This is a genomic window from Candidatus Sulfotelmatobacter sp. (assembly GCA_036500765.1).
In the GTDB taxonomy this organism is placed as follows: domain Bacteria; phylum Acidobacteriota; class Terriglobia; order Terriglobales; family Acidobacteriaceae; genus Sulfotelmatobacter.
The window spans coordinates 103,290-117,018 of record DASYBM010000009.1; the positions used below are offsets into that span (position 1 = coordinate 103,290).

Below are 13,729 nucleotides of genomic sequence, written 5' to 3' on the forward strand. Positions count from 1 at the left end.
AGGCCGTCCAGAAAAAAAGTGCAGGCCCACAGTGAGCCCCACCCGCCAAACCCAGCTAACTCCTTACTCCGTAATATTTTGCCCGCAACTCATTGAGCCCCATAGATCGGCTCGCAAATTCCGTCCAAATCTATGATTCTAAGAGATCGATGAGGGGGGGAGGGGGGGACCTCCAAAGAAAATAGCCAAAAAATTGTGGGGACGGACGCATTCGTCCGTCCCGGCCGAGCAAAGCTCGGCTGGCTCTCGCTGCCGGCACCATGCATCCCGCGAGGTCGCGTAACATCAAATGAACTAGTTCAGTTCGACAAAATTATGGGAAACATGTTTAAAACCGCGTTCCTGCTGACCGCGATGACGCTGCTGCTGATGTTCTTCGGTCGCTACTTCGGCGGCGAGAACGGGATGTTCCTGGCGCTGGCCTTCGCCGCCGTCATGAACTTCGTCTCGTACTTCTACTCCGATAAGATCGCGCTGACGATGTATCACGCCCAGCCCGTCACGCGCGAGCAACTGCCGCGCGCCTACGCCGCCGTCGAGCGCCTCACGCAGAAAATCGGCATTCCGATGCCGAAAATGTACGTCATCCCCACGGACTCGCCCAACGCCTTCGCCACTGGCCGAAATCCGCAACACGCGTCCGTCGCCGTCACGCACGGGATTTTGGGTCTACTGAATGACGAAGAACTCGAAGGCGTACTCGCCCATGAACTCGGCCACGTCAACAACCGCGATATCCTGATCAGTTCGGTCGCCGCAACCATCGCCGGCGCTATCACCATGCTCGCAAGCATGGGACGCTGGGCCATGCTCTTCGGCGGCTACGGAGGCGGTGACCGCGACCGCCGCGGCGGCGGAGGCCTGACCGCCCTCTTCATGCTGATCGTCGCCCCCATCGCCGCAGCGATGATTCAAATGGCCGTTTCACGCTCCCGCGAATACGAAGCCGACGCGACCGGCGCACACTTCACCGGCAATCCCTACGCCCTGGCCAGCGCCCTGCAAAAAATCGATGCCTACGCGCGCCGCATGCCCATGCAGGCCAGTCCCTCGACCGCGCACCTCTTCATCATTCAGCCGTTCCTGGGAGTGAGTGCCGGAGCCTTCGCGAACCTGTTCTCGACCCATCCTCCAGTCGCGAAAAGAATTGAGCGGTTGACGGGACGACCGGCGGAGTTTGTGCAGTGAAGGAGCTTCTAGCTGCTAGCTACTGCCCAACGAAAAATGACATCAATCCCACGGGTCGAGTTTGCAAGCTTAGGCAAAGCAAGCGTTCTTCGTTTGCCCGCGCGAGAACTTGCGGGCCAGCATGATCTGGTTGGCTAGAAGCTAACAGCTAGGAGCTAGAAGCTCTGTGACGTACGTAACTCTGCCGTCCACAGCCGCAAATAGTAGAATCCAGACAATGTCGCCTGAGACCGCTATCGCCGTTTCTCCCCAAGCCGCCGACAAGGCCGCTGACAAAGCTAAAGATCTCGAAAAAGCTCTCCTGCGCGTGATTCGCGGCAAGGACGACGTCGTCCGCCTCGCGCTGGTCAGCATTTTCGCCCGCGGACACCTGCTGATCGAAGGCGTTCCCGGAGTTGGCAAAACGACGCTCGGACAAGCCCTCGCCCGCGCCATCGACTGCAAGTTTCAGCGCGTGCAGTTCACCAGCGACATGCTGCCCTCCGACGTTCTGGGGATTTCGGTCTACTCGGCACTGCAACAGGAATTCGAATTCAAGCGCGGGCCGGTATTCACGAATGTTCTGCTGGCCGACGAAATCAACCGCACCACGCCCAAAACGCAGTCCGCGCTGCTCGAGGCCATGAACGAGGCCCAGATCACCGTCGACGCGCACTCTTACGAGTTGCCGCAACCATTCCTGGTAATTGCCACGCAGAATCCCGTCGAGCATCACGGAACATATCCGCTGCCCGAGTCGCAACTGGATCGCTTCCTGATGCGCGTACGCATGGGATATCCCGACGCGCAAGCCGAGCGCCAAATTCTGCGCTCTGAAGCTGGCGCCGCGCATCTCGACGATCTGCGCCCCGTTCTCACCGGCGCGGATGTGCTCGCCATGCAGCAGGCGGTAAAACAAGTTCGCGTCGACGATTCGCTCGTAACCTACGCTTTAGAGATCGTGCGCCGCACCCGCGAGTCGGAATTTCTCTCGCTCGGCGTTTCGCCCCGCGGATCGCAAGCTCTCTACCGCGCCGCGCAAGCCATGGCCTTTCTCGAAGGCCGTACGTTTTGCACGCCCGAAGATATCAAGCCGCTGGTCGTCCCCGTCTTCGCTCACCGCGTCGCCGTCAGCGGCCTCTACGCCTCGACCCTGAAAAAATCCGAGCAGTCGGATCAGGTGCTGAAAGAGATTATCGAGAATGTCGCAGTGCCGATGTAACAGTCGCCAGTGCCCAGTTGCCAGTTCTTCTTCCTCTGTGTTTCTCAGTGTCCTCTGTGGTTAGCTCTTGGTGGTCGCGTGACGAGTCTATAATTCCCGCCATGTCCTTCCTTCGCTTTCTCATGCTGATGTCGCTGGTCGCCTGGATCGGCGGGTTGATTTTCTTTGCGTTTGTGCTGGCACCCACGGTGTTTGCTCCGGGTGTTCTGCCTAACACGCATCTTGCTGGAAACATTGTCGGACGATCTTTGGGCAAGTTGCACTGGATCGCCATCGTTTCGGGAATAATATTTCTTGCCAGTTCTCTGTTTTATAGCCGCATCACCGACGGGACTGCGCATTTTTTCGCCGTTCGTCACGTGCTCATCTGCCTCATGCTGGGACTCACGTTGCTCTCGCAGTTCTGGATTATTCCGCGCATGGATACGCTGCGCGCCCAAGTCAGCGATTTCGCGACCGTGCCGCTGGACAATCCCGCGCGCGCGGAGTTTGATTCTTTGCATGCATGGTCGACGCGCGTGGAGAGTGCGGTGCTGCTGCTGGGCTTAGTGGCGATTTACTTAACGGCGAACGCCTTCCATCAACCCTGAGAACCAGCCTGCTTGTAACGGAAGCATCCCACGACGTGGTCGTTCACCATGCCCACGGCTTGCATGAAGGCGTAGCAGATGGTCGATCCTACGAAGTTGAAGCCTCGCTTTTTCAGGTCTTTGCTCACGGCATCAGATTCCAGTGTTTTCGCCGGAACCTGCTTGAGCGATTTCGGGGATCTAACTTTCGGTTTGCCGCCCACGAACCGCCAAATGTAGACATCGAAGCTGCCGAATTCTTTTTGAATGCGCAGGAAAGCTTTCGCATTTTCCACCGCCGATGCAATTTTAAGTTTATTGCGCACGATGCCTGGATCACGCAGCAGGCGCGCAATCTTTCGGCGGTCGTAACGGGCGACGCGCTCGGGGTCGAATCCGTCGAAAGCTTTGCGGTAGTTGTCGCGCTTGTTCAGGATTGTGTTCCAACTCAAACCGGCCTGCGCGCCTTCGAGAATCAGGAATTCGAACAGCGTCCGATCATCGTGGACCGGAATGCCCCACTCTTCATCGTGATAGCGAATGGCGAGGTCGTTGTTGGCCCAGGCGCAGCGAATTCGTGCACTTTCTGCCATTGGCGATCAAGCTGAAGAGTACTTTGCCAGAATCGTGCCCTCTGCGGTTTCAATCCTTAGCCACAGGGCACAGAGTTCACAGGGGAACTGCGAATTCGATTTACTCCAGAGACTTTGGGTCCGACTTGTTGATCGGCGATTTGCGATCGAGGAGAGAAACCAGTCCCTGGGCAGCGGGAGGAATACCCGCTTTACCTTCACGAATGATTTCTTTGGCCGTCAGCTTCCTGCCATAGAGTTTTTCATTGGCGCTGCCATCGGAGCGCAAGGTGGACCCCTCCAGGGAAACGCCGGCGAAGAGGCCTTTGTTGCGCGAATAGGAGAGAATTTCGGCATCCATGACGATGTCGGTGGCGCCTTCAGCAGTGCGGCCCTTCGGGCCAGCCGCGGCTGAGGCGTCGGCTCCGAGTTTTACTTTGCTGTAGAGCAGCGACTCCGCGCCCTTGGGATTCATCACGAGCAACACAAAGTCGGTGGCCTGACCGCCCAGTTGAAACCCGATGCTGACGCCTTCGAGGGCGTATAACGCCGGGGCGCCCCATTTGCCCTTGTAGTGTTGGCCGCTGCGGCAGATCATGACGCCGCGACCGTAGCTGCCTCCAATGCCTAAAGCGCCCTTCTTCACCGAGGGAAGAATGACGACGCACTCGGCCTTGTCGAGCAGGTCCTGAGGAATGTCGTCGGGAATATTCAGAATCTCTTTCAGTACAGCACCCGCGTCTTTCACGCGATCGACTTCGTGCTCGTCGTCGACGGCAAATAGTGCAACGCTCGACATGAGCACGAGGATCAGACCCGCGATAAATCTCTTCATGGAATTCCTCCAAGCAGATTTTAAGGAAGAGTATTTGAGTTTGTATGACAATGTTAAACGAAGAATCCGATTGAGCAATGGTCTGGGAATCGAAAAGGCGAGATCCAGACCACGTAACTGGAAGAATCGGCATGGCTTGCGCCATGACCAAACGTGTGCTCCTTTTGTAACTTGGCACTTTTGTGGCGCGCTCCTAGAGTCAATCAGATAGCGGGTTGCAGCGTGGACCCGATTCGGCATGTGGCGTGCATCCAATAGCTTGGGAGTGTCGCTAGACGCGGTTTAGAGTGAAAAATTTGGATTCTTCCGGCATGAAGTACACGAACCTGATGATGCGGCTGCTCGCGTTTTCTCTGGCAACCTTTGTGTGGGTTGCGGCGTCGGGCGCGCAGTCTGCCTTTGTTTCGGGAGCGCCCAGCGCCAACGCCTACGCAGGAAATGGCGCAGTGGAAAATGCCGCTGACGACGATCCACAGGGATCGCTCATCACGCTGCATGCCCGGGTGAACGAAGTCAATGTGCTCTTCATCGCAACCGACAAGCATGGCAAGTTCGTGCGTGACCTGGGCCAGAACGATTTCAGTATCCTCGACGACCACCAGCCGCCACAGGCGATTTTGAATTTTCGGCGGGAAACCGACCTGCCTTTGCATCTTGGCCTGTTGGTAGACGTTAGCGGATCGGTCGACAGCCGTTTCGATTTCGAGCAGACCGCCGCCACCAGCTTTCTGGAGCACACCCTGCGAACCGGGTTCGATAAGGCTTTTATCGTCGGCTTCAACAGTCACAGCCAGATGGCGCAGGATTATACCGATAACGTGCAATTGCTCTCGGCGGGCGTGCACAAGTTGCACGACGGCGGCGGAACCGCCCTTTACGACGCGGTGTACCATGCGTGCAAAGATAAATTCTTGAAGGACCGTTCGGATCGTCCGGTGCGCAAAGCCATCGTGATTGTGAGCGACGGCGAGGATAATCAGAGCGAGATTTCGAAGGCGCAGGCCATCGAGATGGCACAGCGCTCGGAAGTGATTATCTACGCGATCTCCACTGACGACAGCGGATTGGTTATGCGCGGCGACAAAGTTCTCGAGCAACTGGCGGAAGCCACCGGCGGACGCGCATTTTTCCCCTTCAAGATGAAGGACATCACGCGCTCGTTTGCGGCCATTGAAGATGAGCTGCGCAGCCAGTATGTCGTCTCCTACAAGCCGGCGAATTTCGATGCGGATGGGCGCTACCGGTCCATTGAAATCTCCTCGCTGAAAAAAGATCTGCAAGTGCGGGCGCGCAAGGGATACTTCGCGCCGCAGCAGTAGCTCCGGCTTCCGGCTCTCGCGCGGCCTCAGACCTCAGACCTCGAACCCACAGAATAGTTTTCCGTTGCTTCTTTTTCCGTATGGTCTCGGCCTTGAACGGAAGCCGAGAGCCGGAGGCCGGATATTAACAGCTTATCTTGCCAGTTATTCTTGCAAGATCGCCTGTTCATCGTGTATCCTTGAATCACGATGCCACGTAAGACGCTGGACTCCGCCGTGACCGATTTCCTTCGCGCCGTTGGGCTCTTGGTGCGCCGCGTCCGTGCGGCGAGCGGGGCGCATGAGCTTTCTTTGACTGAATCTGCCGTGATGGCGCGCCTCGCCCGAGAGGGACCGGCCACGACTGCCGAATTGGCCCGGGCGGAGAGCATGAAGCCGCAATCGATGGGTACCACCATCGCGGCTCTTGAGGAGATGGGACTGGTCGAGCGCAGGCCGCATCCAACCGACGGCCGGCAAGTGAACATCGAATTGACGGCAAAGGGCGCCGCCGTGAGGAGCCGCGCACGCGACGCGAAACGAACCTGGCTGGCGCAGGCTATCGCCCAACTCGACGATCACGAGCAGGAGACGCTGTTCAAGGCGGGCGAGATCATTGGGCGTCTGGCGGAGAAGTAACTGTGGGTGAAAGGGGAGAAGCAAATTGAGCTGGAACGGCTATGTTCCTTGTTTCTTCGCCGGCATGTTTCTGGCGAATGCTGTGCCTCATTTGGTGCACGGCATTTCCGGAAACCGCTTCCCTACGCCGTTCGCGAAGCCTCCCGGAAAAGGATTGTCGTCTCCAACCGTGAATGTCGCATGGGCGTTGTTTAATCTGGTCGTCGGGTACATTTTGTTCCGACTCGGGCAAGTTTCGAGTGGAGACAACTTAGCAGTCGCGGTTTTCTTCGCGGGTGTCACCGTCATCAGTTTGATATCGAGCGTGCTGTTTGGGAAGAAGCAATCGCAGTAAGCGTCCCACAGAACAAGACGGGCGCCGTTTCAATGGAGAAGAAAGTATGCCGCTTACAAGACTCGATGACACCGCCGCCCTGATTGTGATTGACCTGCAAAAGGGTATCGTGGGTTTGCCAACCGTCCATCCTGCCCATGAGATCGTCGGCCGAGCGGCGCAGCTCGCCCGTGCGTTCCGCAACCGAGGACTGCCGGTGGTTCTGGTCAACGTGGCGGGCAGGGCCCCTGGGCGCACCGATGTGGGGTTTCCCAAAGTTTCGTTCACGCCGGATTGGACCGAGCTTGTGCCTGAACTCGAACCGCAACCGGACGACTATCTGGTGACCAAGCAACGAGTCGGCGCGTTCCTGGGAACATCATTGGACGATTACCTCCGCAAACGCAACGTGACCCAGGTCTTCCTCACCGGTGTGGCGACGAGCGCGGGGGTGGAAGCGACGGCGCGCAGCGCCTACGATCTCGGCTACAACGTGGTGCTGGTTGTGGATGCGATGACGGACCGGGACGCGGACTCGCACCGCCATAGCGTCGAGAAGATTTTTCCGCGAATCGGTGAGACGGACACGACTGACGACGTGCTGAAAGCGCTGGCGCCGTGAACGCTTCGACTGGAAGTTCGACGTCCAAGGCTAGGATCTCGCGGGCTTCGACTTCACCGACCTCGATCTCATACGCCTGGCGAGCGCTGCGGCACCGCAACTTCAGACTTTTTTTCTTCGGCCAGGGCACCTCGGTAATCGGCACTTGGATGACGCGGCTGGCGACGAGTTGGCTCGTTTACCGGATGACGCATTCGGCGCTGCTGCTGGGCGTCGTAGGATTTTCCGGGCAGATTGTTTCGTTTCTACTGGGGCCGTTTGCCGGAGTCTGGGTTGAGCGATTGAACCGCCGCAAGCTGCTGGTATGGACTCAGGCTCTGGCGGCTATCCAGTCACTGGCCTTAGCCGCGCTCACTCTGGCGCACGTCATCAATCTCTGGGAAATCATCGCTCTCAGCGCCTTTCAAGGGCTTATCAATGCATTCGACATGCCGGGGCGGCAATCGTTTCTCGTGCAAATGGTGGAGGATCGGAACGACTTGAGCAATGCCATCGCCATCAACTCTTCGATGGCGAATGGTGCGCGGCTGATTGGCCCGGCCATCGCGGGATTGGTGATCGCGGCCGCCGGCGAAGGCTGGTGCTTCCTGATCGATGGCGTCAGTTATTTTGCAGTCGTCGCTTCCCTGCTGATGATGCGAATTACGCCCATGGACATACGCCCCCATGCCACGAGCATGCTCGAACAAATGCGCGAAGGTTGGGACTATGTGCGAGGCTTTCGCCCGATCCGCACAATCCTTTTGCTGTTTGCGTTAATCAGTCTGATGGGTTGGCCTTATGCTGTGCTGCTGCCGATTTTTGCTGGCCAGGTGCTGCACGGCGGAGCCCATACTTTGGGATGGTTGACGGGGGCTTCCGGTATCGGAGCGCTGGCGTCGGGGCTATCGCTGGCCGCGCGCAAATCGGTCCGCGGCCTGACCCGCATGGTGCAGATTGCGTCTGCGATGCTGGGAGGAGCGCTGATTCTGTTTGGCGCGTCGCATACGCTTTGGCTGTCGTTAATATTGATGGCCCTGGTGGGTTTCGGCCTTATGCAGTGCGCGGCGGCGAGTAATACGATCATCCAGTCGCTCGTGACGGAAGACAAGCGGGCGCGCGTGATGAGTTATTACACGATGGCTTTTTTCGGCGCGGCGCCCTTCGGCAGCCTGTTTGCGGGCGCACTGGCTCACCGGATCGGCGCGCCATTTACAGTCATGGTCACGGGCGCATTCTGCCTCGCGGGGTCGTTGTGGTTCGCCGTCGAGCGGCCGAAAATCAGGGCGGTGATGCGGCCGATTTATCGGGAGATGGGATTGATTTCCGATCCGGCGGCGATGTGAGGGTGCCGCGTTCCGGCGGCCTTTTCTTGTCGGCCAGGCTTGGATAGCTCTGCCTCACTTCGCGTTGGCGGGACGGACGAAGCGTCCGTCGTTCCATAAGGACAATCGCTCACCTGGGCTTGGCAAGTACGTCTACTACCGGGTAGAGTACTGTTCGTCTTTAATTCCCAAGAAAAAGTTCTATTCAGGAGCGGTCTCCTATGCGTCACGCGGTGATTGTGCTGGCGGCGGTGTCATGTCTGAGTATTTTGGCTTATTCGCAGACGGCCGAGGAACTCGTCAACAAAAACATTGAAGCGAAGGGCGGGATCGACAAGATCAAGGCGATCAAGTCGGTTCGAATGACGGGGAAACTTACCGGCGGCGGCGGCTTCACTGCGGTCATGGGCCAGGAAAATCAGCGGCCGAACCTGGTGCGCGAAACTTTCTCGTTGCAGGGAATGACCGCGGTGACCGCCTATGACGGTACGACCGGCTGGCAGATTCAGCCCTTCGGCGGACATAAAGATCCTGAGTTCATGGGGGAGGACGATCTGCGGGATCTGCTGCTGGACGCCGATTTCGACGGGCCGCTCGTGGACTACAAAGAAAAGGGCAACACCGTGGAGTTTCTGGGTCACGACGTCGTCGACGGCGACGACGCCCTTCGCCTGAAAGTTACGCTGAAGGATGGCGATATCATCTACTACTATCTCGATCCCGACACTTATCTCGAGATTCGGAAGGAAGTGCAGGAGTTCATCCGCGGATCGGTGCGCGAGAGCGTGATGGAGATGGGCTCATACAAGCCGGTGGCGGGAGTGATGTACCCGTTCTCGATTTCGCAGGGATCGAAGGCGAATCCGGCGCAACAGACCACGACGATCGAGAAGATTGAAGTGAATGTGCCGATCGATCCCAGGGATTTTAGCGTGCCGGCATCGCTGAAAACCGAGGAGAAGAAGTCGGGGATAGTGGGGATTCACTGATGAAATCGGCGATTCCCGAGGTTGAAGGCTGCAACGAAAATCGTTCGCGTCGAAAGGGACTTGTAGATATGAGAGCATCCGTCAACCTTTTTTGGGCAGTGACTGTGCTAGCCGGAGTTTTGCCAAGTGGGGTTTTGCAGGCCCAAGCTCCTCTCCGCTACGATGCGGCGACGGTGTCGGGACTACCGGCGCGCAACATTGGTTCCGCCGCGATGAGCGGGCGAGTGGCGGCCCTCGACGCGATTGAGCAGGACGGGCGCATCACCGTCTTTGTGGGCGCTGCCAGCGGCGGAGTGTGGAAGTCGGTCAATGGCGGCACGACCTACAAGTCGGTCTTCGACCGCGAGAGCGTGCAGTCGATTGGTGCGGTGGCGATTGATCCCTCCAATCCGAAGACGGTGTGGGTCGGCTCGGGCGAGGCCTGGATGCGCAACAGCGTGTCGGTGGGAAATGGCGTGTACAAGTCGACCGACAGCGGCGAGAACTGGACTAACGTTGGACTTAAGGACAGCGAGCACATCGCGAAGATTTTGGTCGATCCGAACGATGGAAATAATGTGCTGGTGTGCGCGAGCGGGCATCTCTGGGACGATAACGACGAGCGCGGAGTCTACAAGACGACCGACGGCGGCAAGAGCTGGAAAAAAGTTCTCGCCGGGGCGAATGGTTCGTCGGGCTGCGCATTGCTCGCAATGAGCCGCCAGGAGCCGAAGACAATTTTCGCATCGATGTGGGACTTCCGGCGTCAGGGCTGGACGTTCCGCTCGGGAGGGCCGGGCAGTGGACTTTTCAAGTCGACCGACGGCGGCGACCACTGGACTGAAGTGAACGACAGCAACGCGAAGGGTCTGCCGGCCAAGCCCTGGGGACGCGTTGCGATTGCGGTCGCGCCGTCGAAGCCGCAGGTGGTATACGCCAATATCGAAGCGGAGAAAGGCCGGGGTCTTTATCGTTCCGACGACGCCGGCGCGAGTTGGACGAAACTTGACGCCAGCAACTACATGGTGTGGCGTCCATTTTATTTCGGCAATTTGATCGTTGATCCTAAAGATGAGAACAAGATTTTCAAGCCCGACCTCATCCTGCTCTACAGCACCGACGGCGGCAAAACGTTCAACGTGGTTTCCGGCGGCGCGCACGGCGATTTCCACGATGTGTGGATCAATCCCAAAAATCCGAACATCGTGATCGCCGGCGACGACGGGGGGTTGTGGCGGAGCGAAGATGGCGGCAATCGCTGGAAACACCAGATGAATCTGCCGATTTCGCAGTTCTACCACGTCAGCACCGACAACTCCGATCCCTATCACGTCTACGGCGGACTGCAAGACAACAGCACATGGGTGGCGGACTCTTCGTATCCGGGTGGAGTTTCGAATTCGCGTTGGGAGAGCATGTTCGGGGGAGACGGATTCTGGATGTTCGAGGATCCGAGCGATCCCGACTACATCTATGCGGAATCGCAGGGCGGAGAACTCGGCCGCATCAACCGCTGGACCCACGAGGCTCGCGAGATCGTGCCGCTGCCCAATTATGGCGAGAAGAAACTTCGCTTCAACTGGAACACGCCGGTTCACCTGAGCCCGAACGAGAAGGGGACGATCTACATTGGAGCGCAATTCCTTTTTCGCTCGCGCGATCACGGGCAGTCGTGGGATCGCATTTCGCCGGACCTGACTACGAACGATCCGGAAAAGCAGAAGCAGGAAGAATCCGGCGGCGTGACCGTGGACAATTCGTCGGCGGAAATGCATACCACGATTTTCTCGATTTCGGAGTCGCCGAAGAACGGGCAGATTATTTGGGCCGGCACCGACGATGGCAACCTGCAAATCACACGCGACGGCGCCAAGAGTTGGACCAACGTCGTAGGTAACATCAGCGGGCTGGGAAAAAATTCATGGGTCTCGACGGTGGAAGCAAGCCGCTACGACGAAGCTACCGCGTACGCAACGTTTGACCGACATACATTTGGCGATATGAAGCCGTACGCGTATAAGACCACCGACTACGGCAAGACGTGGGCGGCGCTTCCGCTGCAAGAAAGCGGCGTCGTCGGATTCGCGCACGTGATCAAGGAAGATTCGGTAAAACCGAATCTGCTTTTCCTGGGAACTGAATTCGGTTTCTGGATTTCGAATGATGGCGGACAACACTGGGCACAATACAAGGGCAGTAACTTCCCTGCCGTGCCGGTGGACGACATCGCGGTACAAGCGCGGGAGAGCGATCTGGTGCTGGGGACGCACGGGCGAGGAATCTGGATCATCGATGACATTTCGCCGCTGCGGGCTTTGACCCCGGACCTGATGTCAAAAGAGGCGGCGCTGATTCCAAACAAGGCCGTGCAATATTTCGATGTCTACGGCGGCTGGCCGGAAGGGGATGAAACTTTCACAGGGCGGAGCCGGCCAGGAGAAGCACAGATTACTTATTATCAGCGTAGCCGTCACATCTTCGGCGACTTGAAGATTGAGATTTTGGACTCGAACGGCAAGGTTGTCGACAGCATCGCCGGGAGCAAGCACCGCGGTCTAAATCGGGCGAGTTGGTCGATGCGCGTGAAGGCACCCGCGGTCACACCGGCGGCGACGGTTCTGGGCGAAGCAGTCCAGGGCCCGCGCGTGTTGCCGGGAACCTATACCGTGAAGATGACGAAGGGGGACAACGTTTATACCGAGACGCTGAACGTGGCGCTCGATCCCCGGGCAAAGTTTTCCCTGGAAGACCGGAAGGCACAATTTGATTTGACGATGAAAGTTTACAAAACGCTGGAGCACATGACGTTCGCGGTAGAGGCGATTATGGGAGTGCGCGATGCGGCCAACGCGAGGGCGGCTAAGTTGGGAGAAAAAGATCCGTTACGCAAGCAGTTGCAGGATCTGGCAGCCGAGTGTGACACATTGCGCGGGAAGATAGTCGCTACGAAAGAAGGAGGGATGATCACCGGAGAGGAACGCATTCGCGAGCACCTGGGACAACTCTACGGCCAGGTCAACGGTTATGAAGGAAGGCCGGCCGATTATCAGGCGGCGCGCGCCGACTCTCTGGCGCACGAACTGGAAGATGTGATCAACGACTTCCAGAAACTCACGCAGAAAGAACTGGCTGCAATTAACGCCGGACTAAAAAAGAAGAAAGCGGAGAGCATCTCGGTGCTGACCGAAGCCGAATGGCAGAAAAAGCGCGAGGCGGAGGGTGGTTCTGGGGCTGGCGCGGGTACATATAGCCGGGGCATGTTCAACCGCGAGGAGCAAGTGCGGGACACGGACTAGAGCCGCCTCTCACGTAAACAATTTGGCGTCTCGCCTTCGGGTGAGGCGCCATTTTCTTGGTCCGAGCGAATCGTCAGAATGAAATCCTCACGGGCCGATTTGATTCCTTACGCGGGTGCGAGTATGGTGGGTTGTCCAATCTTAACTGCTAAGAAATAGTCGGGGAGATTCCCAATGCTGAAACGATTCACTATCTGGATTTTTGTGTATGCCGCGCTGGTAACGCTCTCCTTTGCCCGCGACGAAGATCAGAACGCCTGCAATGGCGATCCCGGCAAGTGGATGCAGCTTTTCAACGGCAAAGATTTGACTGGGTGGAAGCATGTCGGCCCGGGTGGAGACACCGTGGAAGATGGACTGATCCACACTCACGGCGGCATGGGCTTGCTTTATTGGACGGGCGGAAAGATCGGCAACTGCGTCATCCATGTCGTCTATAAGATGCGCGACGTCAACGACAACTCGGGAGTGTTCATTCGCATTCCGCTAGAGCCTCGGGAAGAGTGGATGCCGGTGCACTACGGATTCGAAGTGCAGATCGACAACCATCCCGATACCTCGGGCGAGGATGAGTACCATGAGACCGGAATGCTTTACTCGCTGACCAAGCCGCTGGTGAAGAATGCGTGGAAGCCGGGCCCGGAGTGGAACACGATGGAGATTACGCTCGACGGACCGCGCACGATCGTGATGCTGAATGGCGTGAAAATCACGGACTATAAAGACGGCGAACCTGTGCCCGATCGCAAATTTGATTTCGAGCCACAGCGTGGTCCGCGGCCGGATTTCGGTTATATGGGCCTGCAGAATCATAGTGACAACGACATCGTGTTCTTTAAAGAAGTGGCGATCAAAGCGCTAAAGAAGTAAGGCTGGCTCTTTCGAACATTTTCGTCGAACACGAAGGATGGGAAGATTCACAAG

Annotated in this window: 13 protein-coding genes; 11 read left to right on the forward strand and 2 right to left on the reverse strand. The window is 57.7% G+C overall.

What is annotated here, in order from left to right:
• Nucleotides 1–315: 315 nt before the first annotated feature.
• From VGM18_12645 to VGM18_12655, 3 genes are all read left to right on the forward strand, one after another.
• Nucleotides 316–1,188, forward strand: coding sequence for a zinc metalloprotease HtpX (locus VGM18_12645; GenBank protein HEY3973846.1), 873 nt, complete (start codon nucleotides 316–318; stop codon nucleotides 1,186–1,188).
• Between the two features lie 217 nt (nucleotides 1,189–1,405).
• On the forward strand, nucleotides 1,406–2,389 hold the full coding sequence (locus VGM18_12650; GenBank protein ID HEY3973847.1) for a MoxR family ATPase: 984 nt from the start codon (nucleotides 1,406–1,408) through the stop codon (nucleotides 2,387–2,389).
• Nucleotides 2,390–2,490: 101 nt separating this feature from the next.
• Nucleotides 2,491–2,979: a DUF4149 domain-containing protein gene (locus VGM18_12655; GenBank protein HEY3973848.1), complete on the forward strand. Its 489-nt coding sequence runs from the start codon at nucleotides 2,491–2,493 to the stop codon at nucleotides 2,977–2,979.
• On the opposite strand, the gene VGM18_12660 is transcribed toward VGM18_12655, so the two are convergent.
• Together VGM18_12660 and VGM18_12665 are read right to left on the reverse strand one after the other, a co-directional pair.
• The gene (locus VGM18_12660; GenBank protein ID HEY3973849.1) at nucleotides 2,970–3,551 is read right to left on the reverse strand and encodes a DNA-3-methyladenine glycosylase I; all 582 of its coding nucleotides are present in this window, start codon (nucleotides 3,549–3,551) and stop codon (nucleotides 2,970–2,972) included. The two genes, VGM18_12655 and VGM18_12660, sit on opposite strands and share 10 nt — an antisense overlap.
• A 100-nt stretch (nucleotides 3,552–3,651) precedes the next feature.
• Nucleotides 3,652–4,365, reverse strand: a complete 714-nt coding sequence (locus tag VGM18_12665; GenBank protein ID HEY3973850.1) for a lipid-binding SYLF domain-containing protein — start codon at nucleotides 4,363–4,365, stop codon at nucleotides 3,652–3,654.
• Between the two features lie 287 nt (nucleotides 4,366–4,652).
• Here VGM18_12665 and VGM18_12670 point away from each other — a divergent pair, with 287 nt between their 5' ends.
• The 8 genes from VGM18_12670 (at nucleotide 4,653) to VGM18_12705 (ending at nucleotide 13,675) form a co-directional block, all read left to right on the forward strand.
• Nucleotides 4,653–5,684: a VWA domain-containing protein gene (locus VGM18_12670; protein HEY3973851.1), complete on the forward strand. Its 1,032-nt coding sequence runs from the start codon at nucleotides 4,653–4,655 to the stop codon at nucleotides 5,682–5,684.
• Between the two features lie 189 nt (nucleotides 5,685–5,873).
• A complete protein-coding gene (locus tag VGM18_12675) occupies nucleotides 5,874–6,302 on the forward strand; it encodes a MarR family transcriptional regulator (protein HEY3973852.1) in 429 nt (142 codons plus the stop codon).
• Nucleotides 6,303–6,327: 25 nt separating this feature from the next.
• A complete protein-coding gene (locus VGM18_12680; protein ID HEY3973853.1) occupies nucleotides 6,328–6,636 on the forward strand; it encodes a hypothetical protein in 309 nt (102 codons plus the stop codon).
• A gap of 46 nt (nucleotides 6,637–6,682) precedes the next feature.
• Entirely contained in the window at nucleotides 6,683–7,237 is a 555-nt protein-coding gene (locus VGM18_12685; protein ID HEY3973854.1) for an isochorismatase family protein, read from the forward strand.
• Entirely contained in the window at nucleotides 7,234–8,562 is a 1,329-nt protein-coding gene (locus tag VGM18_12690) for an MFS transporter (GenBank protein ID HEY3973855.1), read from the forward strand. Before VGM18_12685 ends, VGM18_12690 begins: the two co-directional genes overlap by 4 nt.
• A gap of 200 nt (nucleotides 8,563–8,762) precedes the next feature.
• Nucleotides 8,763–9,530 carry a hypothetical protein gene (locus VGM18_12695; protein ID HEY3973856.1) on the forward strand — a complete coding sequence of 256 codons (768 nt, stop codon included), beginning with the start codon at nucleotides 8,763–8,765 and terminating at the stop codon, nucleotides 9,528–9,530.
• 68 nt (nucleotides 9,531–9,598) lie between these two features.
• A complete protein-coding gene (locus tag VGM18_12700; protein ID HEY3973857.1) occupies nucleotides 9,599–12,805 on the forward strand; it encodes a glycosyl hydrolase in 3,207 nt (1,068 codons plus the stop codon).
• Nucleotides 12,806–12,979: 174 nt separating this feature from the next.
• Nucleotides 12,980–13,675, forward strand: coding sequence for a DUF1080 domain-containing protein (locus VGM18_12705; protein ID HEY3973858.1), 696 nt, complete (start codon nucleotides 12,980–12,982; stop codon nucleotides 13,673–13,675).
• The last annotated feature ends 54 nt before the right edge of the window (nucleotides 13,676–13,729 follow it).

What these genes read in the sequence shown, in the direction of transcription:
- VGM18_12660 (HEY3973849.1), bottom strand. Translation starts at nt 3,551, where the DNA reads ATGGCAGAAAGTGCACGAATTCGCTGCGCCTGGGCCAACAACGACCTC.
- VGM18_12650 (HEY3973847.1), top strand. Translation starts at nt 1,406, where the DNA reads ATGTCGCCTGAGACCGCTATCGCCGTTTCTCCCCAAGCCGCCGACAAG.
- VGM18_12655 (HEY3973848.1), top strand. Translation starts at nt 2,491, where the DNA reads ATGTCCTTCCTTCGCTTTCTCATGCTGATGTCGCTGGTCGCCTGGATC.
- VGM18_12695 (HEY3973856.1), top strand. Translation starts at nt 8,763, where the DNA reads ATGCGTCACGCGGTGATTGTGCTGGCGGCGGTGTCATGTCTGAGTATT.
- VGM18_12705 (HEY3973858.1), top strand. Translation starts at nt 12,980, where the DNA reads ATGCTGAAACGATTCACTATCTGGATTTTTGTGTATGCCGCGCTGGTA.
- VGM18_12665 (HEY3973850.1), bottom strand. Translation starts at nt 4,365, where the DNA reads ATGAAGAGATTTATCGCGGGTCTGATCCTCGTGCTCATGTCGAGCGTT.
- VGM18_12685 (HEY3973854.1), top strand. Translation starts at nt 6,683, where the DNA reads ATGCCGCTTACAAGACTCGATGACACCGCCGCCCTGATTGTGATTGAC.
- VGM18_12675 (HEY3973852.1), top strand. Translation starts at nt 5,874, where the DNA reads ATGCCACGTAAGACGCTGGACTCCGCCGTGACCGATTTCCTTCGCGCC.
- VGM18_12645 (HEY3973846.1), top strand. Translation starts at nt 316, where the DNA reads ATGGGAAACATGTTTAAAACCGCGTTCCTGCTGACCGCGATGACGCTG.
- VGM18_12700 (HEY3973857.1), top strand. Translation starts at nt 9,599, where the DNA reads ATGAGAGCATCCGTCAACCTTTTTTGGGCAGTGACTGTGCTAGCCGGA.